Consider the following 26392-nt stretch of genomic DNA (forward strand, 5'->3'; position numbering starts at 1 on the left):
GGTGCCGAAGTCAGGCCGTTCCTAGCGCTGCCAAAAACCGATATGCGGGGCGAGAAGCTCCTCGTCCATCTCGGGGAAAGGACCGTGGACCTCGACCGGCTTCTGCCCGGAGCCAAGCACTGTCCGCGACGACAGGCTCATCGTCGGATTCTCGGCATGGTCGCCAGTCAGCGCGAGAAGCTTGGTCTCCTCGTAGCCATAGACCAGCCGGCCGATATTGGCCCAGTAGAGCGTTCCGGTGCACATCGCACAGGGCTCGCCGGTTGTGACCAGCGTGCAGGACCAGAGGAATTCCGGCGGATAGGCGTCCGCGGCACGCCGGCAGAGCTCGGTTTCGGCGTGGCGCATGGTGTTGATGTTGCCTTGCCGCATCAGGACGCGATCGTCGGGGCCGACGAGCACACAGCCGAAAGGATGATGCCCGTGCGCGGCAGTCTCGCGCGCGACGTCATTGGCGGCGCGAAGGTGGGCAACCATCTGGTCGCGGGTCATCGCCTGATCCCTCCGAGGCTGTCTTGAGCAGATACTCCCCAGACGAACTCTGGACGGCGTGGAAGCTAGCAGATGCAGTGCTTCGGCGATAGCCAAGCTCCCGGCTGCCCAGAACGATCTCAAGGGCTTGATAATGAAGGCAGGAGCTTGATAACGAAGACGGGCCGCAAAGCCTCCAACGGGGCTGCACCAAGGAGCCCGCCGCATGCGCATTGCCGTTCTCGCCGACATCCATGGCAACGTCCTGGCGCTGGAGGCCGTGCTCGCCGATCTCGAGAGGCGCGGCGGCGCCGATCTCACCATCAATCTCGGCGATTGCGTCTCCGGCCCGCTGTGGCCGCGCGAGACATTCGAGCGGCTCGAAGCGCTCGACCTGCCGACGGTGCGCGGCAACCATGACCGCCGCGTCGCTGTCGATCCGGCCGACGACACGATGTGGGCTTCCGACCGCTATGCGCAGGAGCGGCTGACATCCGCGCAGCGCGAGGCCCTGTTCGCCCTGCCCTTCATGTTGGAGATCATTCCGGGCGTGGTCGCTTTTCATGCCCGGCCCGACCATGACGAGAAATATCTGCTCGATGCGATCGTCGATGGCCAACTGGTGCGCGCGCCGCTTGCGGCTATCCAGCGGCGGCTGAAGCCGCTCGACCCCGCCTGCCGCATCGTGCTGTGCGGTCACAGCCATCGCCCGGAGCTGATCCGCATTCCCGGCGGCCCTGTCCTCTTCAACCCCGGCAGCGTCGGCGCTCCCGCCTATGACGACGACACACCGCCGGCGCATGTTTCGGAGCAAGGCAGCCCGCATGCGCGCTACGGCATCGTCACCTTGGGTGGCGAAGGATCCGACCGTTTCGAGACCATCGCCGTTGACTACGACCACGAAGCGGCGGCCAGGCAGGCCGAACAGGCGGGACGGCCGGAATGGGCGCATGCGCTGCGAACCGGCTTCATGCCCAAACCCGCTTGGCAAGGCTCCGCTTGACCGCGCAGCCGTGCCCTGCTTCCGCCTCCCGCCACCAAAGATCGGACGCATTTCGGACTTACATGGCGCAGCATCGTCCCTTATAAACCGCCTCGGCATGCGGCAGGACCTGTCGCGGCAAAGGTATCAGCGCACGGCCAATGATGAGGCGCATAGTTACGCTCCGAACAAGTCTGCATGCGCTGATTGCCGTTCCGCTGCTGACGGCGGCGTGGCTGGCTGCTATCCCGGCCCACGCCGAAGATGCGCCCTTCATCTCCATCGTCACCGGGCTTGCCCCCGACGATCTGCTCAACATCCGCGCCAAGCCATCGCCGCTCGGCAAGACCGAGGCGCGGGTGGCTGCCGGTGCGAGCGTGCGCAACCTCGGCTGCAACGACATTGACGGACATCCCTGGTGCAAGATTGTCTCAGACAATCCCGCCGTCACCGGCTGGGCGCCGGCGCGCTATCTCGTTCCGGTCAATCCGGCGACAGTGCCCGAATCCGACCAATCGGCGGACGCGCCCGCTGTCGCCAGTGCCAGCCAGACACCGGACGACACGACGCCACAAGCAGGCCAGACACCAGATGCCGTCGGCGGAGCGGCGGCGCCGGCCGCCGAAGCTGCGATGCCGTCCCCTCCGGCTGCGTCTGCGCCGGCTGCCCCTACCGCACCGCCGCCCGACCTCAAGGCGCGGCTCGGCGAGGATGCGCCGGCCGATCGCGGCGCGCCGAAATCCGCCGACGCCATCGGCAGGACCGCCATGGATGACGCCTATGGCCTGGCCTTCGCGGCGGTCGAGCCATCCGCTTTCCCGCCCGCCCCGGGCGTCCCCTGCGCCCGCCATGTCGGCGAGCCGATGACCCAGTGCCAGATAAGCGTCGCCCATACCGGCGGCGACAGCGCCGTGACCGTGACTTGGCCGGACGGCGGCGCGCGCATCATCAGCTTTCATGGCGGCCTGCCTGTCGGCTCGGACTCTCCCGACGAATTCCGCTTCACCCGCGAGGGCAGCTTGAACATGATCCGTATCGGCGCCTCCGAGCGCTTCGAGATTACCGACGCCGTGGCGACCGGAGGTTAGCTTGAGCCTCGAACGCCGGCGGGACAGCACCCCCCTCTGTCCTGCCGGACATCTCCCCCTCAAGGGGGGAGATTGGCAGCTTTGACGCTGGCTCCTCTTTTCACCATGAAAATTGGCGAAAGCCGAATTGACATCCAATCTCCCCCCTTGAGGGGGAGATGCCCGGCAGGGCAGAGGGGGGTGCGACGGATCACAGCGCTTGAGTGTTGGAACCCCCACAATCCCGCATTTTCGGGGTTACATCTCCCAAAACTCTTCCCTATAAGGCCCTCCTAGCCTGATACCAGAATCGCAAGCACAACCGGCCGGGTCTTCCCGTCCCGGTTTTTCGTGCAAGCCGCTCGCCGAACGGAACTCACAACGATGCCAAGACGCACCGACATCAAGTCGATCCTGATCATCGGGGCCGGCCCCATCGTCATCGGCCAGGCCTGCGAGTTCGACTATTCCGGCACCCAGGCCTGCAAGGCGCTGAAGGAAGAAGGCTTTCGCGTCATCCTGGTCAATTCCAACCCGGCCACCATCATGACCGATCCGGAACTGGCCGACGCCACCTATATCGAGCCGATCACGCCCGAGGTCGTCGCCAAGATCATCGCCAAGGAACGCCCCGACGCGTTGCTGCCGACCATGGGCGGCCAGACCGCGCTCAACACCGCTTTGTCGCTGCGCCGCATGGGCGTGCTCGAGCGTTACAATGTCGAGATGATCGGCGCCGACGCCACGGCAATCGACAAGGCCGAGGATCGCGCGCTGTTTCGCGAGGCGATGCAGAAGATCGGCCTGGAAACACCGAAGTCGATGCTGGCCAACGCCACCGACGTCAAGAACACCGACCGCAAGATGCATGAGGCCGAGCGCGCCGCCGTCAAGGCCGAGGCGCCTGCCGATCTCGACGCCGCGCTCGACGCGCTGGAAACCCGCTGGAACCTCGGCGAAGGCGACCGCAAGCAGCGCTACATCAGCCATGGCATGGCGATCGCCGCCCAGGCGCTCGACCATGTCGGCCTGCCCGCCATCATCCGCCCGTCCTTCACCATGGGCGGCACCGGCGGCGGCATCGCCTACAACCGCGCCGAATTCTACGACATCGTCCAGTCCGGCCTCGATGCCTCCCCAACCACCGAAGTGCTGATCGAGGAAAGCGTGCTCGGCTGGAAGGAATATGAGATGGAGGTCGTCCGCGACAAGGCGGACAATTGTATCATCGTCTGCTCGATCGAGAACATCGACCCGATGGGCGTGCATACCGGCGACTCCATCACCGTAGCCCCTGCCCTGACGCTCACTGACAAAGAATACCAGATGATGCGCAACGCCTCGATCGCGGTGCTGCGCGAGATCGGCGTCGAGACCGGCGGCTCCAATGTCCAGTTCGCCGTCAACCCCGCCGATGGCCGCCTCGTGGTCATCGAGATGAACCCGCGCGTCTCGCGCTCGTCCGCTCTGGCCTCCAAGGCGACCGGCTTCCCCATCGCCAAGATCGCTGCCAAGCTCGCCGTCGGCTACACGCTTGACGAGCTGGAGAACGACATCACCGGCGGCGCCACGCCCGCTTCCTTCGAGCCGTCGATCGATTACGTCGTCACCAAAATCCCGCGCTTTGCCTTCGAGAAATTCCCCGGCGCCGAGCCGGTGCTGACCACCGCCATGAAGTCGGTCGGCGAAGTCATGGCCATCGGCCGCACCTTCCAGGAGTCTTTGCAGAAGGCGCTGCGCGGTCTCGAGACCGGCCTGACCGGCCTCGACGAGATCGAAATCCCCGGCCTTGGTCATGGGACCGCGCCCGCCAGCCACGTCGACGACCGCAACGCCATTCGCGCCGCGCTCGGCACGCCGACGCCCGACCGGCTGCGCATGGTGGCGCAGGCGATCCGCATGGGCACCTCGCTCGAAGACGTGCACGCCATGTGCAAGATCGACCCCTGGTTCCTCGAACAGATCGCCGGCATTCTCGCCATGGAAGCCCGCATCCGCGAGCACGGCATCCCGCAGGATGCCGTCAATCTGCGCATGCTGAAGGCGATGGGTTTCTCCGACGCCCGCCTCGCGTCGCTGACGAAGACCGACGCCGAAGTGATTCAGAAGATTCGTGAAAAGCTCGACGTTCATCCGGTTTATAAGCGCATCGACACCTGCGCCGCCGAGTTCGCCTCGCCGACCGCCTATATGTATTCGACCTATGAAGTGCCCTTCGCCGGCGCGCTCGCCAACGAGGCGCAGGTCTCATCGCGCAAGAAGGTCGTCATCCTCGGCGGCGGCCCCAACCGCATCGGCCAGGGCATCGAGTTCGACTATTGCTGCTGCCATGCCGCCTTCGCCCTGCGCGACGCCGGCTATGAAGCGATCATGATCAACTGCAACCCCGAGACCGTGTCGACCGACTACGACACCTCGGACCGGCTCTACTTCGAGCCGCTGACGGCGGAAGACGTGCTGGAGATCCTGCGCGCCGAGCAGGCCTCGGGCGAACTCGTCGGCGTCATCGTCCAGTTCGGCGGCCAGACGCCGCTGAAGCTCGCCGACGCGCTGGAGAAGGCTGGCATCCCGATCCTTGGGACGTCACCCGACATGATCGATCTCGCCGAAGACCGCGACCGTTTCCAGAAGCTGTTGCACAAGCTGAACCTGACCCAGCCGAAGAACGGCATCGCCTATTCGGTCGAGCAGGCCCGCCTCGTCGCCGGCGAGCTCGGCTTCCCGCTGGTGGTGCGCCCGTCCTATGTGCTCGGCGGCCGCGCCATGCAGATCATCCATGACGAGGGCATGCTGCAATCCTATCTGCTCGACACCGTGCCCGGCCTGGTGCCGGAGGACATCAAGCAGAAATATCCCAACGACAAGACCGGCCAGATCAACACGCTGCTGGGCAAGAACCCGCTGCTGTTCGACACCTATCTCAGTGGCGCCATCGAGGTCGATGTCGACTGCCTCTGCGACGGCAAGGACACATTCGTGTCGGGTATCCTGGAGCACATCGAGGAGGCCGGCATCCATTCGGGCGACAGTGCCTGCTCGCTCCCCGTTCACTCGCTGCCCTCGGAACTCGTCGACGAGCTGGAGCGCCAGACGGCAGCCCTCGCCCGCGCACTCAATGTCGGCGGCCTGATGAACGTGCAGTATGCGATCAAGGACGGCACGGTCTATGTGCTGGAGGTCAACCCGCGCGCGTCGCGCACCGTGCCCTTCGTCGCCAAGACCATCGGCCGGCCCATTGCGAAAATCGCTGCCCGCATCATGGCCGGCGAGAAACTGGAAGACGCCTTCGCCCATTACGGCGCCATGCCCGACCCGAGGAACCCCGGCCACATCGCGGTCAAGGAAGCCGTCTTCCCGTTCGCCCGCTTCCCCGGCGTCGACATTCTGCTCGGCCCGGAAATGCGTTCGACCGGCGAGGTCATGGGCCTCGACCGCGACTTTGCGCTCGCCTTCGCCAAGAGCCAGCTCGGCGCCGGCGTCGACCTGCCGCGTTCCGGCACGCTGTTCGTCTCGGTGCGCGACGAGGACAAGAAGGGCATCCTGCCGGCGGTCAAGCGCCTCGCCGGCCAGGGCTTCAAAGTGCTGGCGACATCAGGCACCGCCCGTTTCCTCGCCGAAAACGGCGTCGACGCACAGAAAATCAACAAGGTACTGGAAGGCCGCCCCCACATCGAAGACGCCATCCGCAACCGCCAGGTCCAGATCGTCTTCAACACCACGGACGGCCAGAAAGCGGTCTCGGACTCAAAGTCGCTGCGCCGCGCCACGCTGATGCAAAAGGTGCCGTATTACACGACGCTGTCGGGGGCTGCCGCAGTGGCGGAGGCGATTGCGGCGCTGAAGGCGGGGAGCCTGGAGGTCAGGCCACTGCAGGAATATTTTGCTTAGATGGGTACGTATCGAGCTATCCAAGTTATGAGTCCGCGATGACTTTCGAAAATCCAGCATGCTGATCGGCAGCCTTTCCAGCATAAAGTAAGGCACCTACTGCCTTAGCGACCGCTGGCAGGAAGGTATCTTCGGAGAAATTTTCCGACAGACTGCTCGGCGTCACCTGCGTCGAAACCAAAGACAAAACATGATCGACAACTGGACCCCACATTGCAGTTAGGTCGACGAGCGAACTATTCTTGGCTTGAGCTACATCGGGCTGGAAAGCCACGGTGAGAGGGTCGACCTTCTTCAACGTGATAGATTCCAACACTTGCGAAACAACAGCTATAAGAAATGATTTAAACCGTAGATTTCTCAATAGAGAGAGCTGATCCTCTTCAATTTTAATTATGGAAGCCGCCGATGATTTCTCCTTCAAAACAATCCTACGTTCGTCTATAGCTCGAGCTAAGCTATAAGCAAGAAGGATATGCCTCGCCTTCTTATTTTCAAACGCGTTGGAGTAAAGTGGTTTTCGTTCGAAAATCTGATTTTTTCCTCGAATTCCGTCTTGATATCGCCCATGAAACGCCAAAAGCGGCTGAGCGACTTCTTCAATGCCTATTTGGTCGCCCGCCGTTCGAAATCCGCGTTTGCGCACATAGGTATGGCCCAAATCCTCATCTGAGCATTGGATCACACGGCATAAGACATTTACAGATTTTATGTCGCTCTTCTTTAGATCCACAGAGCCCAAAGAGCCCGTCGTTTGGGCGCCGTTTATTATAGATATTCCGGTTAATTCGATACCGGATTTCGTTTCCTTTTTACCTAAGGTTAGAAGGGTAATCCCGTTGTTGAATACCCAAAAATCCTTTGGCTTCGTTTCAGCAGACTGTCGAATTCCGGTATTTATTCTCCGTCTCCTACTAATGCCTAAGAATCCACGATAGTTTGCAGAAAATAGACGATCTTCATATTTTGAATAAAGTTCATGGAGCCAAAGTCCGGGCACCGAAGCTACAGATGCTTCCCATTTAGGTCCCGATTCACTAAATTTAACATCAGATGGGAAATGGATAATATCTTTAACATCGATATGAGACTCTTGCGTCGCAAAAATATGCTCGATTCTAGAGACGCCGAGTTCTCGTGCACTTATAGAAATGGAGCTATCTCCTAACGCTTTTTGCAAATGCTGGGCAGCAGTCTGAAGTTCCCGCGTTACGTTAACCGACTCAGGCAAATTATGAACGTAGAGGAGCTCAATCCCTTCAACCTCACCGTCGTTGATAGCCTCACGGCACTCAACGATAATCTCCCTCAGCGTAGTTGGTACAGATTTTAGATCACCCGATATCAGCCAAGCAGCAGCTGTATTCAAGTCTGAAGCCTTATTCGCCGGAGCCGCGTCGATTTTCGTTCCCGATAAATATCCCTGCGAAAAAATAATCCTTTTGGTGTCGCGATCTAAGTATATAAAATCAATTTTCTTATCGTTGGGTCCATCTGTGATACCCTCAGAAGCCAAAGCCTCCACATCCGGCTCTTCTAGATATAAAGCCATTACCCAAGCGAGATAGGCATTACCCTCGCCTAATTGCTTTATAAGTCCTGCATTGGCTTTAAAGGCATCCAAGTATGACATCACGCCCCTCCCGATAAACGTTCGCAATAATTTCAGCTAGGCAATTTTAGCGTCCCATTCTTCCAAAGAACACGAAGTCTGTTACGAATATTCATCGAAATTTGGCCAACATTCAGATTGCCGTACTTATCACGAGTATCCAATAGGCCATTGAGACGGGCAATTTCGTGAAGTGCTTCTATATCCAAACCGCCAACGGGTCGCTTGTAATGCGGAGCAATCACATTTTCCCATTCGCGATTTTCAGGCCGCTTTGCCCAAGCTTCGCGTTGATCAACGGTGATATCCATTGCTGTTCCCACTTTTCGAACCCCATTCGATCTTAGGGCAAGAAATCATATTGGAGAAGCCGATCACGCACTGCGACAGTAATAAACAAAGCTCTACTCTTAGAGATAGAATCTGGGAAGCTATTCACCCTCACGCCACCGCCACACATTCGATCTCGATATCGAACTCCATCGGCCATGACGCCACCGGGACAAAACTGCGGGCCGGCGGGTTCACGCTGAAATACTTGGCATAGACCCGGTTGATGGCGATGTAGAAGCCGGAATTGACGGCGTAGATGCGCACCATCACAACGTTGTCCAGCGAGGTGCCGGCCGCTTCCAGGCAGTGCTTCAGCGCCTTCAACGACGCCTCGGTCTGCGTTTCGATGTCGCCGCGCACCATCTCGCCGGTCACCATGTCCACCGGCGGCGTCGCCGAGATGAACACGAAGCCGTTGGCCCTGACCGCTGTCGAGCACGGCAGCCCAAGCGCCCGGACCTTGGCCGACATGACCGGCACTTCGATGATTTCTTTTTTCATGGTGGCGCTCCCTTTGTTTGCAGGGAGCTTATCCCGGCGCGGGCGGAACGCCAGCGCCGACGCATGGTCCAGCCGCCGCTCAGTTCACCCCACCGCCACACATTCGATCTCGATATCGAACTCCATCGGCCATGACGCCACCGGCACGAAGGTGCGCGATGGCGGATTTTCCGGGAAGTGCCTGGCATAGACGCGGTTGATGGCGCTGTAGAAGCCAGCATTGGCGGCGTAAATGCGCACCATCAGCACGTTGTTGAGCGAGTTGCCCGCCGCTTCGAGACAATGGCGTAACGCCCTGAGCGACGCCTCGGTCTGTACCTCGATATCGCCCTTGACCAGTTTGCCGGTGACGAGATCGAGCGGCGGTATGCCGGAGACGAAGACCAGCCCTGCCCCCTTGGTCACCAGCGACAGCGGCACGCCGAGCGCACGCACCGCCGCCGACAGCACCGGCACATCGATGATTTCCTTGTTCATAATGTTCTCCCTCTGATGTTTGTGCCAAGCTCCCTCACCCGCTCTCCGCTTCGCTCGGGCGACCGTTCCGGGGCGAGCCGCGTGTCTCGCCCGTCCTTCGGAGAGGAGCCTGTCAGCGCCGGCGCCTCCCTCTTCTCCCCAGCGGGGAGAAGGTGGCCGCGAAGCGGCCGGATGAGGGGGCCGGCGCCGACTCTGCGATTGCTTGAAGCTTATCCTGCCGCCCGGCGAACGCCAGTGCGGATGCATGTCTCCATCACCCCTGCCCCGGATACGGCGTCCCATCCTTGTGCAGGAACCGCCCATCCGAACTCGGGCTCATCATGTCGATGTCGGAGCAGGTGATGACATCGTCCTGAGAGCGCGAGCCGACTTCGAGGTAGCGCGCCGTGGCCGAGGAACGGTTGATCATGTGATGGCCGTTGCCGCTGTTTTTCGCAAAGGTCGCACAGTCGCCGGCCTTGAGCAGCGTCTCGCCGCCATCCTCGACCAGCACCAGCTCGCCTTCCAGCACATAGACGAGCTCGTCTTCATGGCTGTGCCAATGGCGCTGGCTCGACCAGCCGCCGGGCGGCAAGGTCATCAGGTTGACGCCGAAGTCGGTGAGGCCTCCGGCGTCGCCAAGGCGGCGGCGCGTGCGGTCGGCGCAAGGGGCGTCGAAGGGCGCAGGGTAGCCGGAGCCTTTGCGGACGGGCACGGATGGCATGTCGATCTTGGGCATGGGATGCTCCCTTGTTTTGGTGTTGAGTCTAGATCAGACGCGGGCGGAACGCAGGCCTCCCCTTCTCCCCTTGTGGGAGAAGGTGGCCTCGCGAAGCGAGGTCGGATGAGGGGTGTTCCAGCTTGGCGATACGCCCGTGTTACAACCGCCTCATCCGCACAGAGAAGGCGACAATCGCCGCCGCCTCATTCCTTCCAGCACCCCTCATCCGTCTCGGCGCTGCGCGCCGATCCACCTTCTCCCACAAGGGGAGAAGGTAAGGCCGCGCTTCTCTCAATGACAACACGCCTCGCCATACTGCAGCTGTTCATGCCAATCCGGCCGTCCTTCCGGCGTAAAATCCATCAGGTTCCACAAGATCTCGCAGGTGCCGATGGCGCGGGGATCCTGGCCTGGATCCGTTGGCGCGAAACCAAGCTCCGAACTCCAGAAATGCCTGATGCCGTCTCCATCGCGGTGAAATACCGACATCAGTGGCAGCTGCGCGCCGTCATCGGCCTCGGCGTGGTAGTCGCGTTTGAAATCATTGCCGGCGGAAGAAATGAGCCGGATGTTCCTCCAGCCGCGGTCGCGGCCGAGCGCCATCATGTTTTCCAGCGCGGTCTTGGCCACCACGGCGAAATTGAAGCCGGCGCCTTCGAGGTGGCCGACCGCGCCGTCGAGCTGATCGAGCAGCGCCGTGCAGGACGGGCACGGCTGGTCCTTCCTCGCCAGCTTCGCGGTCTCGCCGCTCGCCGCCACATCGCGCGTTTCCTGCGGATGGCGCGGGAACATCATGTTGTAGAGGATCAGCGAATCCTTGCCCGGCGCAAACAGCTCCGACAGCTTTATCCGCGCCGGCCTGCCCTCCGCATCCAGCCCGTCGAAGACATAATCCTGCGGCACCAGCCCGCCTGGCGGCAGGGCACGCCGCGCGACGGCCACGGCCTCCATGGCGCGACGCAATTCGATTTCCTTCTGCAAAAGCTTTTCGCGGGCGGTGCGATATCTAGCGGATTCATTGGGGAAGGTGATCATGGTCGTCTCCTTGGCCGTCGCGCCGGCGTCCCGGCACGGATTGCTTTACGGCCCAAGGACGTTTCGCCGCGATCGGTTCCGACATTTTTGCACGCCCACCGTCTCATCCCTTGACCCCGCCGGCGGTGAGGCCGGAGACGATCTTGCGCTGGAAGATGAGAACCAGCACCACCAGCGGCACCGTGACGATCACCGACGCGGCCATGATGTTGCCCCATGGGATCTCGAACTGCGAATTGCCGGAGAGCAGCGCGATCGCCACCGGTACGGTCCGCTGCGCGTTGTTGGAGGTGAAGGTCAGGGCAAAGAGGAATTCATTCCATGCGCCGATGAAGGCCAGCAGCCCTGTGGTCGCCAGCGCCGGCCACATCAGCGGCAGGAAGACCCGCGTGATGATGATCCACGGCGTCGCGCCGTCGAGGATCGCCGCCTCCTCGACCTCGACCGGCAGGTCGCGGACGAAGGTGGTCAGCACCCAGACGGTGAACGGCAGAGTGAAGATCATGTAAGAGAAGATCAGCGCGAACAGCGAATTGTAGAGGTGAAACAGCCGGATCAGTTCGAAAAGCCCGGCCAGCACCGCCACCTGCGGGAACATCGACACCGACAGGATGGCGAACAGCAGCGCCGAGCGGCCGCGAAATCGGATGCGTGCCAGCGCATAGGCGGCGGTGACGCCGAGAAACAGCGAGATTGCGACGACCGCGCCCGAGACGAACAGCGAATTCATCAGGTTGCGCACGAAGGCGCCCTCGGTCAGCACGGACCGGTAATTGGCGAGACTGAACGTCTTGGGCCAGAGGTCGGCCTGGAACAATTCAGTTCCCGATTTCAGGCTGGTGACGATGGCGTAGTAGAACGGGAACACGGCGACGAAGACGATTACTGCGACCAGCAGGTAGAAGGCCGTGCGCTTGACGATCCACATGTCAGCGGCCCCCGTCCAGGCTTATCCGGCCGATCCGGATATAGGAAATGGTAAGCAGCGCGAGGATCAGGAACAGCAGCGTCGAGGCGGCCGAGCCATAGGCGAACTTGTCGAACTCGAACAGGTTCTCGCGCGCGAACACCGACATCGACTTGGTGTGCACGTTGTTGGGCGTCAGCACATAGATCAGGTCGAAGATGCGCAGCGCATCGAGCGCGCGGAAGATCACCGCCACCATCACCGCCCGGCGGATGAGCGGCAAGGTCACCCGCCAGAATATCTGCCACGAGTTGGCGCCGTCGAGTTTCGCCACCTCGATGATCTCGCCCGGCAGCATCTGCAGTGCCGCCAGGATCAACAGCGCCATGAACGGTGTCGTCTTCCAGATATCGACGATCAGCACGGCGACCATCGCTGTGTCGGCACTGGCCGTCCAGGCGATCTTGCCGTCGATCAAGCCGAGGTTGAGCAGCACCACGTTGATGATGCCGAACTGGTCGTTGAGCATCCATTGCCACATCTTCGCCGAGACGATCGTCGGGATCGCCCAGGGGATGAGGATCGCCGCCCTGACGATGCCACGGCCGGCGAACTCGGCATTGAGCACCAGGGCAACGATCATGCCGAGAACCGTCTCGCAGCTCACCGAAACCACGGTGAAACGCACCGTGTTCCAGACGGCGCCCCACCAGACCGGGTCGACGAGCAGTCCGTCATAGATGGTCCGGCCGCTCGGCAGGTGCAGCACCGAGAAATAATTGGCGAAGCCGACCCATTGGCGGGCCTCGAGGTCGGACAGCGAGGCGTCGGTGAAGCTGAAATAGACCGTGCGCACCAGCGGCCAGCCGGCGATGGCGGCGAGCACCAGAAGCATTGGCGCAAGGAACAGCCAGGCCGAGCGCACGCGCTGGCGCATCAGTCGCGAGGGTGGCAGCGGGGCTCGGGCTGTTCCGGGCATCGGTTCGCCTCCGGCCATTGCGACCGGCTTCGCCGGCGCGGTGGTCACCAGCCGCTGCCCTTCAGTTTGGTCAGCGTCGCTTCGAGATCGGCGAGGTTGTCGGCGGCGCTGCCTTCACCAGTCATGGTCTCGTGGACGGCATTCCAGAACTGGCTCGACGCCTCGTTGTATTTGACCTTGACCGCGGCCGAGGGACGCGGCGTCGCATTGAGGAAGATCCGCTTCCAGCGCGGAACGATCGGCTGTTCCCTGGCGATGTCGGCATCGTCATAGAGCGCCTGGATGGTCGGCAGGTTGGAGGTCTTCAGCGTGCGGTATTTCTGCATCTCCGGCGAGGCGATGAACTTGACCAGCTCGATCGCCGTGTCCGGGTTCTTCGAATACTTCGACACCGCAAGGTTCCAGCCGCCCAGTGCCGCGGCCGGCCGGGCACCTTCGCCGGTTCCGGCCGGCAGCGGTGCGACATCGAACTTGCCCTTGATCGGCGAGCCCTCACTGTTGCCGAGCGCATAGGCATAGGGCCAGTTGCGCATGAAGACGGCATTGCCGGTCTGCCAGACGCCGCGCGATTCCTCTTCCTGGTAGGCGAGCACGCCAGCTGGCGAGATGGTGCCGATCCAACCCTTGGCCATGTCGAGTGCTGCCGCCGCTTGGCTGTTGTTGATGGAGATGGTGCCGTCCGGCTCGATGATCTGGCCGCCGCCATTCGACATCACCCATTCGAGCGCGTTGCAGGTCAGGCCTTCATAGGCGTTGCCCTGGAAGACGAAGCCCCATACGTCGCGGTTGCCCGCCGCACGCTCCTTGTCGACAATGAGCCTGGCGGTGTCGGCCAGTTCCTTCCAGGTGACCGGCACCTTGGCGCCGTATTTGTCGAGGAGATCCTTGCGATAGTAGAGCGCCGGCGCATCGGTGAAGATCGGCAGGGCGACCAGCTTGCCGTCGACGGTCTGCGACTGGATGATCGACGGAAAATGGGTGGCGACGACATCCTTGGTCGCGGCAGTCAGGTCGACGAGTTGGCTGGCGAGCTGCGGGGCCCAGATGACGTCGGTCTGGTAGACGTCGATGTCGCTGTTTCCGGCGGCAAGCCACAGCCTGTACTGGCCGAACTGATCGGTCGTCGACGACGGCATGACGACGATGGTGACCTTGTTGCCGCTCTCTTTCTCGTAGCGATCGAGTATCTCGCGCAGAACCTTGATGCCGTTGCCGGTGTCGCCCGAGACGATTGACAGGTCGACGGCACGCGCCGGCGTGGCCGCCAGCATGGCGGCGACGGCGAGCATCCGAAATGCGTGAAAAAACTTCATGGTGGTGGATCTCCTTTGCCGCCCGCGACGGAGACCTCCCCACGGTAGCTCTTCGGATCCCACCCGGCACTTGAATGCGGAGCGAGGCTATTGGGTTCCCGACTCAAGCCATTCCGTTTGATCGGCGACCGCGCCGGTCCCTCTGCCGGCTGAAGTTTTGAAGGGTGACGATTGGCTGGATCGATGCCCCGGCGCTCAGCGCTCACAGGGCAAAACGACTGGCGGGCCCCAAACCCCCGCCTGGGACCCGCCAAGGAGTGGCTGAACACATGCCGGTGCAGCCGCTCCACATCTGCCAGTCGTCGATCCGCCATCGGTCGAAAGGCATGGATCGTGAAGTAGCACCCGGTTGCGGCGGCCTATGTGAAGCAGTTCACAATCGGCAGGATTTCAACAGTGCAATCCGCCTTAGCCTTCCCAGGCGACGGGCACCATGCCCAGCCGCTCATAGAGCCTGAGCGCGGCGGCATTCTCGACCGTGTTGGTCTTCAGGTCGACGTGGTCGGCGCCGCGATCGCGAAAGGCGGAGAAGACGTGCCACATCAATGCTTCCGCAATGCCCCGGCCGCGCGCCTCGGGGTGGACGGCGAGGTCCCTGACAAAGGCCGACCTCCTGCACAGCGCAGCCGCCACCAGCCGGCCCTTGGCGTCGATGACTAGGAAACACAGCGCCGCGTCGAATTCAGGATTACCTGACATGCGCGGCCACCATTCCTCGAACGGGCCGTCTGTACCGTCGTCGAACACTTCGGTCAAAAGTGCATGCACGGCCGATGCATCACCGGGCTCGAAGCAGCGCATGACGAAACCCTCCGGCCAATGCGGGGCAACGATTGTCTCGTCGAGGATCTTGCGCAGCCGGATATCGTTTGGAGCCGGCGGGCGCGGTTCAGGCATTGTGCTCAGGCGTCGGGCTGCAGCCGGCGGCGCTTGCGATCGACGCCGAGGCCGGTCGCCTCGAGCAGGCCTTTGCGCTTGGCGTCGAAATAATAGCCGGTCTGGTAGAGCCAGTCGGCCTTCTTGGCATTGCCGTCCGACACCAACCAGGCGCCGCGCAGGTATTTGACCGCGTATTTCAGATTGGTCTCGGCGTCGAACAGGCCCTTGGCCGGCCCGTCATAGCCCATGCCGCGCGCCGTCGCGTGCTTGATCTGCATCAGGCCCCAATGGCCGTTATTGTAGGCCTTGGGATTGTAGGTGCTTTCGCGGCTGACGACACGGCGCACCAGATCGACCGGCACCTCGTAGAGTACGGCGTATTTCTGGATCAGCTGGTCGATGTCGCCGCGCATGCCGGTCGCACGCTCTTCTGCTGGCGCCGGGCTGAGCGGGGCGGCAGGGAACTGCACCAGGGCAGCCGGATTCTGCGGCCCAACATAGGCCACCTGCTGTACGCCGGGCAAGGTTTTCTGGCCATCTTTGGCGGTCGCCGGCATGACAAGCCCGGCGGTCGTGTATGTCTCAGCCGTGACTGGCTGCCCGGCTTTGGCAGGCGCTGGCGCCTGCCAGGCACTGGCGGCTATGACTGCGGGCACGGCCGGAGCCGTGGGCGTCGCGCCGGCAAAGGCCGCGGTCGCGGCAACCGGCTGCGCAGCGGCATCGAGCGCTGGGGTTACGGGCGTCGCTTCGGCCGCCTGGACGGGGGTTGTGCCCGAGGATTGCGGCAGCACCGAAACCGTGTCGGGCAGCGGCACGGTGAACCCGGCATCGCTGCCGGCGACGGTCGCGGTTTCAGTCAGCGCAGGCGTAGCCTTCATCTGCGAAGTCGATTGGCAGCCGCTGAGTGCAGCGGCACCGACGATCACGCAGATCGCAATAAAGTTGAATTTTGCTGGCAAGCCGCGCGGGTCCGGTTTGTCGGGTTGTTAAGAAGTCCTTACACCAGCGATTCCTGGTGAGCAATCGGGGCCGTCTGGTGGTTTTCGGGTGGCGAGAGCTGGCCCCAGATGCCATATTGTTCTGCATATGTACCGGTCGGTATGCCGGTTTTCGCCACTTTGCGGAAAGGAGCGCATCATGGAAACGACATCTTCGATCACAGCCGGCCACGCAGTGTTAGAAACAGTGATCGGCTTCATGGGCATTGCCTGGAGCGAAAAGGGCCTGATCCGGCTCTGCCTGCCCGAAAAGAGCCCCGAAGCGGTGGAGCGCCGGCTGATGCGGCACCCCGGTGTCTCAGGCAATACGGTCGCCGACACTGGGCAGCCGCAATGGGTCGTCGAGCTGATCGCCTCGATCAAGGCCTATGCCTCAGGCGAGGACGTCGATTTCTCCGGCGTGCCGGTCGATTTGGACGGCGTCGACGACTTCCGCCTCGCCATCTACGACGCGGCGCGAAAGCTCGGCTATGGCGAGACAACGACCTATGGCGAACTGGCCAAGCGCGCCGGCCAGCCCGGCCTGCCGCGCGAAACCGGGGCAGCGCTCGGCGCCAACCCGGTGCCGCTGGTCATCCCGTGCCACCGCATCCTGGCCGCGGGTGGCAAGATCGGCGGCTTCTCGGCGCCCGGCGGCTCGGTCACCAAGGAAAAGATGCTGGCCATGGAAGGCGTCCGCGTCGGCCCGCCGCCCCCGGCCCAGGTCTCGTTCGGGTTCTAAGAATCAGAACCCGAAAGGACTAATGCCTGCGCAGGAAGCGGCGATGGAAATGGTCATTCTCGATCCGCTTGCAGAGATAGACCGGGCAGGAATCGGTATCGGCGCTCGGCACATAGGCACGCTTCCTGACCTCGCCGATGTTGCAGAATTGCTGGCTCTGCACATAGCGGTCGAAGAGCGGTAGCCCCGGCACGCGTCTGGACTGATAGCGCAGGATGACCGCGCCCTGGCGGGCGATCGTGCCTTGCACCCTGTCGCAGCTCATACGGGTGGGGTCGTAGCGCGAAATCGCCTGCGCTTCGGCGGCCGCCAGCGTCAGACAGACAGCCAGCAGAATGGTTTTCACGACGGTTTTCATGGTTGTCTCCCAAAACCGGACTAACGCCGTGGGGCGTCCCGATCTTCCCGATTGCTCAACGCTTTCATGCGATTGGGGCGGCCTTTGGGCGATGCCACGGCGGCGCCATTTTTCGAGCCGTCTTGTTTTTGGTGCAAAACCTGCCTATATGAGGTCCATTGATATTTCGGCCGATCGATCCGGGCCTCGCGATCTTCGCGTTTGCTGACGTCTATCTCCAAAATCTCGATACACACCGGCTGAACCTCGGTTCGGTCAAACCAAAGCAAATGCGAGGACTATTCATATGGCAACTGGTACGGTCAAGTGGTTCAATGCCACCAAGGGCTTCGGCTTCATTCAGCCTGATTCGGGCGGCGCGGACGTTTTCGTCCACATCTCCGCTGTCGAGCGCGCTGGGCTGTCGACCCTGGTCGAAGGCCAGAAGATCAACTTCGAGATCGAGCAGGACCGCCGCACAGGCAAGTCGTCCGCTGGTTCTCTGAGCAAGGCAGCCTGATTTTGCGATAGCGCGCGCTGAACGAGAGTTCGGGGCGCGCGGCAGGTCACGGATGTACTGACAGTCGCGCGAGAAGCGCGTTGGAGCGGAAAGACTCGACCAGCTGGATCAGCAGATAGCTGCCAGCCCGGACTTAAAGCTCCCAATCAGGCTACCGAAAATGGGAAGGCGGGATTTATCCCGCCTTTTTGTTTGTCTGGTGCAGATACTTGGCCCTGCAACCTCGATCATGTTATTTTCCACTCCATGACCAAGCTCGAACAGATCGAAAAATCCGTCGCAGCCCTGAGCCCCGAGGAACTGAAGGCCTTTGCCGCATGGTTCGAGGCGCTTCGGGCGGATATGTGGGATCGGCAGATCGAAGCCGACGCCAAGGCAGGCCGGCTAGACAAGCTTGCCGAACAGGCCCTGGCTGACCATCGCGGTGGCCGGACCCGGCCTCTGTGAACCACGTCGCCTCTCCATCATTCTGGGAGGGTTATGAAAAACTGCCATCGTCGATCAGAGCAAAGGCGGACAGGCGTTTTGCCAGACTCCGTTCTGACCCGTTTGACCCGTCATTGCATTTCAAGCAGGTCGGACGCTATTGGTCGGCGCGTGTGGATGACAACTACCGGGCTGTCGCTGTTCGCAATAATGACGATGTGATCTGGTTCTGGATCGGAACACATGCCGACTATGAACATCTGCTGAAGTAGTCGAGCCATTCTGCGATTTGTTTTGGCGCGATCCTCAGCGCCGCAGATGCAACGGCACCACCTTGTTGTCAGCGCCCATCAGCGCCTCGATCGACAGCGGCTCCTGGTTGAAGAGCGTACCGGCCAGCGTCGGGCGGCCGAGATGATATCCCTGCAGCAGGTCGACACCACCATCCAGCGCGACGCGCAGATGTGTCGCCTGCTCGATGCCTTCGACCAGCACCTTGGCGCCGCGATCGTGCAGCGACGAGACAAGCGGCCGGAAGAAGCGCTCGGCGGCCGCGTGGCGGCAGAATTCGGCGAACCAGCCGCCATCGATCTTCACGATATCCGGTTGAAGCAGGCTCATCCGCTCCGCGGTCGAATGGCCGGTGCCGAAATCGTCGATGGCGATGCGAACGCCGTGGCGCCGCATCTCGCGCACCAGCGGGGCCAGCACTTGATCGTCGGCGGCCTGCTCCGTGATTTCGCAGACCAGCATGCCGGCATGCAGGTCGAGATCGCCGAGATGCCGGGTCATCAGCCGGATCTCGGCCAATGCACGCCCGAGATGATCGTTGATCATCGGGTTGTAGTTGAAGAACAGGTCGAGCCCGTCGACGCCGATGTTGCGGAAATTTCTAAGATGCAGCATCCGGCACATCGTCTCGACAAACAGGCGGTCGCCCGCCGTGATGCTGTCGAAGAACACGGAAGGCGCAACCGGCATGGCCGCGCGGTGCGGTTCGATCAGTGCCTCGACGGCGACCGCGGCCAGCGCGCCGCCGCGTGGCGTAAAGATCGGCTGGTAGGCGCTCTTCAGCCGAAACGCGCCATAGACGCCGTATTCGATGCCGACCTCGTCGGCGAAGATAGCTTCGCCGACGTCGCGCCGCCGCTCGCGCTGCCCGGTCATGGGCCGATCCTGCGCCCGAACACCCGGCCCGGCCGCGCTGCAGCGGTTCGGCCGGCAGGCGCCTTGGCTGGCTCGGTCGCCGCGGCAGGTGGCTGCGCATCCTTGCCGAAAACGCGAAAGCTGGTCGGCGCCAGTTCCGGCTTTGCCAGCACGAAACCCTGCACCATCGAGGCGCCCGATTTTTCGGCCAGTTCAAGCTGCCAGCCCTCCTCGATGCCCTCGAACACGGTGCGGATGCCTTGCTGTTCGAAGTTCGTCACCATGGTGGTCAACAGGGCAAAGCCGGCCCCGGACTCCATCAGCTGCGTGATCCAGTGCGCATCGAATTTGACGATGTCCGGCTTGAGTTCCTTGATGCGGTTGATGTCGGATTCATCGGCTCCATAGTCGTCGACGGCGATGCGGAAGCCATTGGCACGCAGCGCCTCGACGAAGCTGTAAAGCGTTTCCTGCGACGCCGATTTCTGCTCGGTGACCTCGCACACGATGCGGCGCGGATCGATCCCGGCCTCGTGCAACACCAGGCGCATGTCGCGCAGCGCGTTGTCGGCGATGGAACGCTCGGTGAACACCGACGGGTCGAAATTGATGAAGATCGAGGCCTCTTGCGGCAGGCAGGCGCCGGCGTTGAGCAAATGCAGCGTGCGCGTCAGCGCCTCGATATGCAGGCGGTCGCCGGCCGGACAGGTCGAGAAGAAATTCATCGGCGATTGCGGCTCGCCGTCGCGGAACGGCCGGATCAGCCCCTCGAACGCCGCCACCGACAATTTGCCCTCGTTGAAGGCGAAGATCGGCTGGAAGGCGCTCTGCAGGGTGTAGAGCCCCCAGACACCTGAAGAGGTGCCGTCATCGTTACGGATGATGTGGGCAAGCCCGATGCTGCGCGACAAGGGTCCCTCGCTCCGCGAGACAGGCGAAATGGCTGGCGATCCTGCAGTCAAAGGTTTTAACGGCCGTTGATGAATTTATTCTTGCCGGGGATGCGCCCCATGGATTGCAAGGTCCCAAGCTCGGACGAAACCCGGCATACGCGGTGCTCCAAAGGCCGATCTTCACAGGCCCTTGACCCTGGCTCATCCGACAATGCTTGCACTTGGCGGGTTGATGCGACATGAGAAGCGCCGCAGCTGTTTCCGCTGCGCCGACCCCTCTGGAGATATCTGGTCATGGCCTTTCTTGCCGACGCCCTTTCCCGCGTGAAGCCTTCCGCCACCATCGCCGTGACGCAGAAAGCCCGCGAGCTGAAAAATGCCGGCCGTGACATTATCGGCCTCGGCGCCGGCGAACCGGATTTCGATACGCCCGACAACATCAAGAATGCGGCGATCGAGGCGATCCGCCGTGGCGAGACCAAGTACCCGCCGGTTTCGGGCATTGTGCCGCTGCGCGAGGCAATCGCCAAAAAGTTCAAGCGCGAGAACAATCTCGACTACAAGCCTGAGCAGACCATTGTCGGCACCGGCGGCAAGCAGATCCTGTTCAACGCCTTCATGGCGACGCTGAACCCAGGCGACGAGGTCATCATCCCCCGCCCCTACTGGGTCAGCTATCCCGAAATGGTGGCGATCTGCGGCGGTACCTCGGTGTTTGCCGACACCTCGATCGACAATGGTTTCAAGCTGACGCCGGCCGTGCTGGAAAAGGCGATCACGCCGAAGACCAAATGGCTGCTGATGAACTCGCCGTCCAACCCGTCGGGCGCCGCCTATACGGAAGCCGAGCTGCGCGCGCTGGCCAATGTGCTGTTGAAGCATCCGCATGTCTGGACGCTGACGGACGACATGTACGAGCACCTGACCTATGGCGACTTCGTCTTCAAGACGATCGCCGAGGTCGAGCCAAAACTCTGCGAGCGCACGCTGACCATGAACGGCGTGTCGAAAGCCTATGCCATGACCGGCTGGCGCATCGGCTATGCCGCGGGTCCGGTGCAGCTGATCAAGGCTATGGACATGATCCAGGGCCAGCAAACCTCGGGCGCCTGCACCATCGCGCAATGGGCCTCGGTCGAGGCGCTCAACGGTCCGCAGGATTTCGTCGCCAGGAACAAGGCAATCTTTCAAGGCAGGCGCGATCTTGTCGTGTCGATGCTGAACCAGGCGCGCGGCATCAGCTGCCCGTCGCCCGAAGGTGCCTTCTACGTCTACCCATCCTGCGCGCAGCTGATCGGCAAGAAGACCAAGGCCGGCAAGGTCATCGACACCGACGAAGCCTTCTGCTCGGAACTGCTCGAGGCTGAGGGCGTCGCGGTGGTGTTCGGCTCGGCCTTCGGCCTCGGCCCCAACTTCCGCATCTCCTACGCGACGTCGGAGACGCTGCTGGAGGAAGCCTGCACGCGCATCCAGCGGTTCACGGCATCGCTGACCTGATCAGGACAGCCTGAAACAGAAAAACCCGGCGTCACCGCCGGGTTTTTTGTTGGCGCCTCATGCTCTTGCTCCGGCATAGGCGGTGGCGAAGAGTTTCGTGCATGCCGGTTTCGCCGCCATGCGCTCAGCCGCCATATTGTTCAGGGGTTACCGCTTCCATCCAATCGGCATGGACGCCGTCGAGCGCTTCCTGCATGGCGACATGGCTCATCGTCGTCTTCGGACCCGCACCATGCCAATGCTTCTCGCCGGGCTCGAACGAGATGACGTCGCCGGCTCTGATCTCCTGGATCGGCCCGCCCCATGCCTGCGCGAGGCCGGCGCCCGAAGTGACATAGAGCGTCTGGCCAAGCGGATGCGTGTGCCAGTGGGTGCGTGCGCCGGGCTCGAAGCTGACCAGCGTGGCGCGCAGCCGCGCCGGCGCTTCCTTCTCGATGATCGGCGTCTGCAGAACGCGGCCGGTGAAATACTTCTCCGGGGCGATGATGGTCGGCACGCTGCCGCAGGCAATGATCTTCATCTTTGGCAATCCTCGAGTTCGGCTGAACCTACCCTGCCCCGGCGCCGGCTACCACCCCAGCCGCGGCCAGAACAAGCCGGCACGCCCACGATAGGCCTTGTATGAGTCGGCGAGCGGTGTGCGCGAAAACTTCTTCTCTTCGTCGAGCGCCGCAAACACATAGAGGACGGCAATCCCAGCGACGGGCACTACCGCCCAGATCGACCAGGTCGCGATTCCCCACCCGATCCAGAAGATGATGTAGGACGTATAGAACGGGTGGCGGACATAGCCATAGGGGCCGTCGGTCAGCAGGCTGTGCGGATCGTCAGGCGCGAATGCGAAGCGCAGCCGCGCCTTGCGCGACGTGACAATCGCCCACCAGAACAGGGCCGAGCTTGCCAGTTCGATGACGAGCCCGATGAGCTTTGCCGAAACCGGCTGCGATTGGATCCACAGTATGGCCAGAAAGAACAGCGCCGTGGCGATGACCGCCGCCGATATCACGATGGCGCCTGGAGACATGGCCTGCGATTGGAAATGCGCCCGCATCGACCAGACATACTGGCCAAGCGTCGCGATGCTGCAGATCGAGACAAGAAGGTCGAGGGCTGGTTCCATTGTCGGGATTCCGCGGTGGTTGCCATGGACCCGGCGGTCACGCCGATGGTCGATTTCTAGAAATCCTTTCTTAACCACATGTTTAAAGAACATATAGAGCCCGCGATGCGATGTTGGCCTTCAGGCAAATCTGAAGGTCTAATCCAGCATGAGCATTTCCGACCGCACGTTCCGCACGCCCCAGGCCGATTTGCGCCTCAGCCAGTCGTCGGGCTCCGGCATACCCATCGTCATGATTCATGGTTCCGGCAGTTCGCGCGCCGTGTTTGCCCGTCAGTTCGACAGTCCGCTCGCCGATGCCCACCGGCTGATCGCCTTCGACCTTCCCGGCCATGGTGAGTCCTCCGATGCCCGCGACCCGGCAACCGCCTATACGATTGCCGGCCTTGCCCAGACCACAGCCCGACTTCTCGATGCCTTGGGCATCGACCGCGCCATCATCTTCGGCTGGTCGCTCGGCGGCCATGTGGCGATCGAACTTGCCAGCTTCCACCATGCGGTGAGCGGCCTGGTGCTGACCGGGGCGCCGCCGGTTTCGAGGGGGCCTCTCGGAATGTTGCGCGGCTTTCATGCCAACTGGGACATGCTGCTCGCTTCCAAGAAGGTCTACTCCGAACGCGACGTCGAGCGTTTTGAGGCGCTTTGCTTCGGCGACACCGCAAGTCCGTCTTTCCGCGAAGCCATAAGGCGCACCGACGGCAGGCTTCGCGCCGGCGTCGCGCGCAGCATGTTTGCCGGCGGCGGCGCCGACCAGAAACAGGTGGTCGAACACGCTTCGTTCCCGGTCGCTGTCATCAACGGAGAGCATGATCCGCTGGTGCGGCTGAGCTACTTCGAGACGGTGGCCTACGCCTCGCTGTGGGAACAGTGCCATGTCATATCAGGCGCCGGCCATGCACCGTTCTGGGAACAGCCGGAGCTGTTCAACCCGCTGCTGTCGCGCTTTGCCGAGGCGGTAGTGAAGCAGAGCACAGCCAGTCCTGCGCTGCAAAGCCAGGCCCGCTGAAACTTCCCGACAGTTTCTGATCCCGGCTTCTGCCTCTCCGCCAGACGGCCGCGCATTTCTATTTTCCTTGCCCTGCCGGCTAACCCGTGGGACGATGGGTTTGGGCAGGTGGCTAAATGAAAACAACCCCGCCCGCGACGGTCGAACAGGCCGGCCGCCGCTTACGTCAGGGTGCGATCGGCGCAAAACCGTTTCCACTTTTGCTGATCGCACTCCAAAGGCAACGCCTGAGTGGAGGTCAGCCATGGGTACTCGCGCCGGAGGACGACGCACGGGACCGAAATGCATTGCCATAGTCGGTCCCTTTGCAAGCGGTAAGACGACACTTCTCGAAGCCATCCTCGCCCGTACGGGCGCCATCCCCCGCCAAAATCCTGTTTCATCGGGAAGCACCGTTTCCGATCATTCGCCCGAGGCCCGCGCCCATGCCATGAGCGTCGAGGCGACTTTTGCCACCACCGAATTCATGGGCGAGCAGCTCACCTTCGTCGACTGTCCCGGATCGATCGAATTCTCCTTCGAGGCAGAGCCGGTGCTGGCCGCCTGCGACATCGCCGTGGTCGTCGCCGAGGCCGACGAGAAGAAGATCCCCGCCTTGCAATTGATCATGCGCAAGCTCGACGATCTCGGCGTGCCGCGCATCCTGTTCCTCAACAAGGTCGACAAGGCGATCGCCGGCGTGCGCGACACACTGAAGATGCTGCAGCCGACGAGCGCGGCGCCGCTGCTGCTGCGCCAGATTCCGCTGCGCAAGGACAATGTGGTGATCGGTTCGATCGACCTGGCGCTGGAGCGCGCCTACATCTACCGCGAATATGCCGAAAGCCAGGTTGCCGAAATACCAACTGACGACAAGGCGCGCGAGCTGGAGGCCCGTTTCTCCATGCTGGAGACGCTTGCCGACCATGACGACCAGTTGATGGAGCAGTTGCTGGAGGAGATCGAGCCGCCGAAGGACGCGGTCTTCGACGATCTGTCCGCCGACCTGCGCGCCGGCGCGGTGACCCCGGTGCTGATCGGCACCGCCGAAAAGGGCAATGGCGTGCTGCGCCTGCTGAAAGCGATCCGCCATGACGCGCCGGACGTTGAGGCGACGCGTAAGCGGCTCGGCGTCCCGGACGGCAACCAGACCGTCGTCCAGGTGATGAAGACCATCCACACCGCGCATGGTGGCAAGCTGTCGGTGTCGCGCGTGCTCTCCGGCCAGATCGCCGATGCCGCCGAGCTTTATTTGTCGAACGGTGAGACGGCGAAGATCTCGGGCATCTACAAGATGCTCGGCAAGGACCAGTCCAAGCTCGTTGCCGCCAAGGCCGGCGACACGGTGGCGTTGGGCAAGCTGGACGAGGTCAAGACCGGCCAGACCCTGAGCTCCGCCAAGGGCGGCATGAAACCGCTGCTTACGCTGGCGCCGCCGCAGCCGGTCTTTGCCTTCGCGCTGCGGCCGAAGGAGCGCAAGGACGAGGTCAAGATGTCGGCGGCCATCCAGCGCCTGGCCGAGGAAGATCCCTCGCTCACCCTGCGCCACAACCAGGACTCGGCCGAGACCGTGCTGTCCGGCCATGGCGAGATGCATCTGCGGGTCGTGCGCGAGCGGCTGGAAGGCAAGAACCAGATTCCGGTCGAAGGCCATGCTCCGGCCGTTCCCTATCGCGAGACGATCCGCAAGACGGTGCAACAGCGCGGCCGTCACAAGAAGCAGTCCGGCGGCCATGGCCAGTTCGGCGATGTGGTGATCGAGATCAAGCCGCTGCCGCGCGGCTCCGGCTTCCAGTTCTCGGACACCATCACTGGCGGCGTCGTGCCCAAGACTTACATCCAGTCGGTAGAGACCGGCGTGCGCGACTATCTGAAATCCGGCCCGCTCGGCTTCCCTGTGGTCGATGTCGCCGTCAACCTCTCCGACGGCTCCTACCACGCGGTCGATTCCTCGGACATGGCCTTCCAGATGGCGGCCAAGCTGGCGATGAAGGAAGGCATGGCGGCCTGCTCGCCGGTGCTGCTCGAGCCGGTGATGAAGGTCGAGATCGTCACGCCGTCAGAAGCCACGTCGAAGATCATTGCGCTGATCCCGCAGCGGCGCGGCCAGATCCTCGGCTACGACGCGCGGCCCGACTGGCCCGGATGGGATGTCGTCGAGGCGACCATGCCGCAGGCCGAGATCGGCGATCTGATCATCGAACTGCGCTCGGCGACCGCCGGCGTCGCCAGCTATCGCTGTGCCTTCGATCATATGGCCGAGCTTACCGGACGGTTGGCCGACGAGGCGATGAACACCAACGGCAAGGCTGCATGACAGGCGGTGCTGATCCGCACAAAAAACGGCGCCCGGATGATCCGGACGCCGCTCCTATTGCGGACCGTCTTCTTGGGAGGAAAACGGCAGGTCCGCCGCATGTATCCGCCGCGCCTGGCGGCACTGGCAGACGAATAGGTTCGGACGCGGTAGCCGCCTGAGCCCGGATCTTCCGAGTGATGCCCCCATCTCCCGGACGAACCAAACCGCGTCCTATGATCTGCTTAAACGATGAATCGCGCCTGCGCCATGTTACCTGAGGTTACATGTCACTGTTACGCGGCAATG

Annotated in this window: 27 protein-coding genes; 10 read left to right on the forward strand and 17 right to left on the reverse strand. The window is 62.4% G+C overall.

Annotated elements, in window-relative coordinates:
• Positions 1 to 21: 21 nt before the first annotated feature.
• Complete coding sequence (locus H0241_RS16445; protein ID WP_181058706.1) at positions 22 to 492, reverse strand: nucleoside deaminase; 471 nt, start codon at positions 490 to 492, stop codon at positions 22 to 24.
• A 205-nt stretch (positions 493 to 697) separates the two neighbouring features.
• On the opposite strand from H0241_RS16445, the gene H0241_RS16450 reads away from it, so the two are divergent.
• The 3 genes from H0241_RS16450 (at position 698) to carB (ending at position 6408) form a co-directional block, all read left to right on the forward strand.
• Complete coding sequence (locus H0241_RS16450) at positions 698 to 1474, forward strand: metallophosphoesterase family protein (protein ID WP_181058707.1); 777 nt, start codon at positions 698 to 700, stop codon at positions 1472 to 1474.
• A 140-nt stretch (positions 1475 to 1614) separates the two neighbouring features.
• Complete coding sequence (locus tag H0241_RS16455; RefSeq protein WP_181058708.1) at positions 1615 to 2541, forward strand: SH3 domain-containing protein; 927 nt, start codon at positions 1615 to 1617, stop codon at positions 2539 to 2541.
• Between the two features lie 363 nt (positions 2542 to 2904).
• Positions 2905 to 6408 (forward strand): carbamoyl-phosphate synthase large subunit, encoded by a 3504-nt coding sequence (carB, locus tag H0241_RS16460; protein WP_181058709.1) that lies wholly within the window; start codon positions 2905 to 2907, stop codon positions 6406 to 6408.
• 25 nt (positions 6409 to 6433) lie between these two features.
• Here the strand turns inward: carB and H0241_RS16465 are convergent, their stop codons facing one another.
• The 11 genes from H0241_RS16465 to H0241_RS16515 all read right to left on the reverse strand — a co-directional run bounded on the left by H0241_RS16465 (position 6434) and on the right by H0241_RS16515 (position 16103).
• Positions 6434 to 8041, reverse strand: coding sequence for an AIPR family protein (locus H0241_RS16465; RefSeq protein ID WP_181058710.1), 1608 nt, complete (start codon positions 8039 to 8041; stop codon positions 6434 to 6436).
• A gap of 32 nt (positions 8042 to 8073) precedes the next feature.
• The gene (locus H0241_RS16470) at positions 8074 to 8331 is read right to left on the reverse strand and encodes a hypothetical protein (protein WP_181058711.1); all 258 of its coding nucleotides are present in this window, start codon (positions 8329 to 8331) and stop codon (positions 8074 to 8076) included.
• A gap of 130 nt (positions 8332 to 8461) precedes the next feature.
• Positions 8462 to 8854 (reverse strand): Rid family hydrolase, encoded by a 393-nt coding sequence (locus H0241_RS16475; RefSeq protein WP_181058712.1) that lies wholly within the window; start codon positions 8852 to 8854, stop codon positions 8462 to 8464.
• Positions 8855 to 8938: 84 nt separating this feature from the next.
• Positions 8939 to 9331 (reverse strand): RidA family protein, encoded by a 393-nt coding sequence (locus tag H0241_RS16480; protein WP_181058713.1) that lies wholly within the window; start codon positions 9329 to 9331, stop codon positions 8939 to 8941.
• A gap of 253 nt (positions 9332 to 9584) precedes the next feature.
• Positions 9585 to 10049: a cupin domain-containing protein gene (locus H0241_RS16485; RefSeq protein ID WP_181058714.1), complete on the reverse strand. Its 465-nt coding sequence runs from the start codon at positions 10047 to 10049 to the stop codon at positions 9585 to 9587.
• Positions 10050 to 10322: 273 nt separating this feature from the next.
• Positions 10323 to 11066 carry a DUF899 family protein gene (locus H0241_RS16490; RefSeq protein ID WP_181058715.1) on the reverse strand — a complete coding sequence of 248 codons (744 nt, stop codon included), beginning with the start codon at positions 11064 to 11066 and terminating at the stop codon, positions 10323 to 10325.
• A gap of 103 nt (positions 11067 to 11169) precedes the next feature.
• A complete protein-coding gene (locus H0241_RS16495) occupies positions 11170 to 11994 on the reverse strand; it encodes a carbohydrate ABC transporter permease (RefSeq protein WP_181058716.1) in 825 nt (274 codons plus the stop codon).
• Position 11995: 1 nt separating this feature from the next.
• On the reverse strand, positions 11996 to 12952 hold the full coding sequence (locus H0241_RS16500; RefSeq protein ID WP_235984309.1) for a carbohydrate ABC transporter permease: 957 nt from the start codon (positions 12950 to 12952) through the stop codon (positions 11996 to 11998).
• Between the two features lie 44 nt (positions 12953 to 12996).
• Positions 12997 to 14265: an ABC transporter substrate-binding protein gene (locus tag H0241_RS16505; RefSeq protein ID WP_181058717.1), complete on the reverse strand. Its 1269-nt coding sequence runs from the start codon at positions 14263 to 14265 to the stop codon at positions 12997 to 12999.
• Between the two features lie 408 nt (positions 14266 to 14673).
• Positions 14674 to 15162 carry a GNAT family N-acetyltransferase gene (locus tag H0241_RS16510; RefSeq protein ID WP_181058718.1) on the reverse strand — a complete coding sequence of 163 codons (489 nt, stop codon included), beginning with the start codon at positions 15160 to 15162 and terminating at the stop codon, positions 14674 to 14676.
• A 5-nt stretch (positions 15163 to 15167) separates the two neighbouring features.
• Positions 15168 to 16103 (reverse strand): transglycosylase SLT domain-containing protein, encoded by a 936-nt coding sequence (locus H0241_RS16515; protein WP_181058719.1) that lies wholly within the window; start codon positions 16101 to 16103, stop codon positions 15168 to 15170.
• A 178-nt stretch (positions 16104 to 16281) separates the two neighbouring features.
• Here H0241_RS16515 and H0241_RS16520 point away from each other — a divergent pair, with 178 nt between their 5' ends.
• Positions 16282 to 16863, forward strand: a complete 582-nt coding sequence (locus H0241_RS16520; RefSeq protein ID WP_181058720.1) for a methylated-DNA--[protein]-cysteine S-methyltransferase — start codon at positions 16282 to 16284, stop codon at positions 16861 to 16863.
• Between the two features lie 19 nt (positions 16864 to 16882).
• Here H0241_RS16520 and H0241_RS16525 read toward each other — a convergent pair whose 3' ends face one another.
• A complete protein-coding gene (locus H0241_RS16525) occupies positions 16883 to 17209 on the reverse strand; it encodes a hypothetical protein (protein WP_181058850.1) in 327 nt (108 codons plus the stop codon).
• 298 nt (positions 17210 to 17507) lie between these two features.
• On the opposite strand from H0241_RS16525, the gene H0241_RS16530 reads away from it, so the two are divergent.
• The 3 genes from H0241_RS16530 to H0241_RS16540 all read left to right on the forward strand — a co-directional run bounded on the left by H0241_RS16530 (position 17508) and on the right by H0241_RS16540 (position 18418).
• Positions 17508 to 17720, forward strand: a complete 213-nt coding sequence (locus H0241_RS16530) for a cold-shock protein (RefSeq protein ID WP_015316174.1) — start codon at positions 17508 to 17510, stop codon at positions 17718 to 17720.
• 246 nt (positions 17721 to 17966) lie between these two features.
• Entirely contained in the window at positions 17967 to 18167 is a 201-nt protein-coding gene (locus H0241_RS16535) for a hypothetical protein (RefSeq protein WP_181058721.1), read from the forward strand.
• Positions 18164 to 18418 (forward strand): type II toxin-antitoxin system RelE family toxin, encoded by a 255-nt coding sequence (locus tag H0241_RS16540; RefSeq protein ID WP_181058722.1) that lies wholly within the window; start codon positions 18164 to 18166, stop codon positions 18416 to 18418. Before H0241_RS16535 ends, H0241_RS16540 begins: the two co-directional genes overlap by 4 nt.
• 34 nt (positions 18419 to 18452) lie before the next feature.
• Here the strand turns inward: H0241_RS16540 and H0241_RS16545 are convergent, their stop codons facing one another.
• On the reverse strand, positions 18453 to 19313 hold the full coding sequence (locus H0241_RS16545; RefSeq protein ID WP_181058723.1) for an EAL domain-containing protein: 861 nt from the start codon (positions 19311 to 19313) through the stop codon (positions 18453 to 18455).
• A complete protein-coding gene (locus tag H0241_RS16550; protein WP_181058724.1) occupies positions 19310 to 20203 on the reverse strand; it encodes an EAL domain-containing protein in 894 nt (297 codons plus the stop codon). Before H0241_RS16550 ends, H0241_RS16545 begins: the two co-directional genes overlap by 4 nt.
• Positions 20204 to 20479: 276 nt before the next feature.
• Here H0241_RS16550 and H0241_RS16555 point away from each other — a divergent pair, with 276 nt between their 5' ends.
• Positions 20480 to 21682, forward strand: coding sequence for a pyridoxal phosphate-dependent aminotransferase (locus tag H0241_RS16555; RefSeq protein WP_181058725.1), 1203 nt, complete (start codon positions 20480 to 20482; stop codon positions 21680 to 21682).
• A gap of 124 nt (positions 21683 to 21806) precedes the next feature.
• Here the strand turns inward: H0241_RS16555 and H0241_RS16560 are convergent, their stop codons facing one another.
• Both H0241_RS16560 and H0241_RS16565 read right to left on the reverse strand, forming a co-directional pair.
• Positions 21807 to 22202 (reverse strand): (R)-mandelonitrile lyase, encoded by a 396-nt coding sequence (locus H0241_RS16560; protein WP_181058726.1) that lies wholly within the window; start codon positions 22200 to 22202, stop codon positions 21807 to 21809.
• Between the two features lie 48 nt (positions 22203 to 22250).
• Positions 22251 to 22802, reverse strand: coding sequence for a methyltransferase family protein (locus H0241_RS16565; RefSeq protein WP_181058727.1), 552 nt, complete (start codon positions 22800 to 22802; stop codon positions 22251 to 22253).
• 148 nt (positions 22803 to 22950) lie between these two features.
• On the opposite strand from H0241_RS16565, the gene H0241_RS16570 reads away from it, so the two are divergent.
• Both H0241_RS16570 and H0241_RS16575 read left to right on the forward strand, forming a co-directional pair.
• The gene (locus H0241_RS16570; RefSeq protein WP_181058728.1) at positions 22951 to 23808 is read left to right on the forward strand and encodes an alpha/beta fold hydrolase; all 858 of its coding nucleotides are present in this window, start codon (positions 22951 to 22953) and stop codon (positions 23806 to 23808) included.
• Positions 23809 to 24052: 244 nt separating this feature from the next.
• Positions 24053 to 26104 carry an elongation factor G gene (locus tag H0241_RS16575; protein ID WP_181058729.1) on the forward strand — a complete coding sequence of 684 codons (2052 nt, stop codon included), beginning with the start codon at positions 24053 to 24055 and terminating at the stop codon, positions 26102 to 26104.
• Positions 26105 to 26392: the final 288 nt, after the last annotated feature.

The sequence above is a fragment of the Mesorhizobium neociceri genome, from assembly GCF_013520985.1.
Taxonomy (GTDB): domain Bacteria; phylum Pseudomonadota; class Alphaproteobacteria; order Rhizobiales; family Rhizobiaceae; genus Mesorhizobium; species Mesorhizobium neociceri.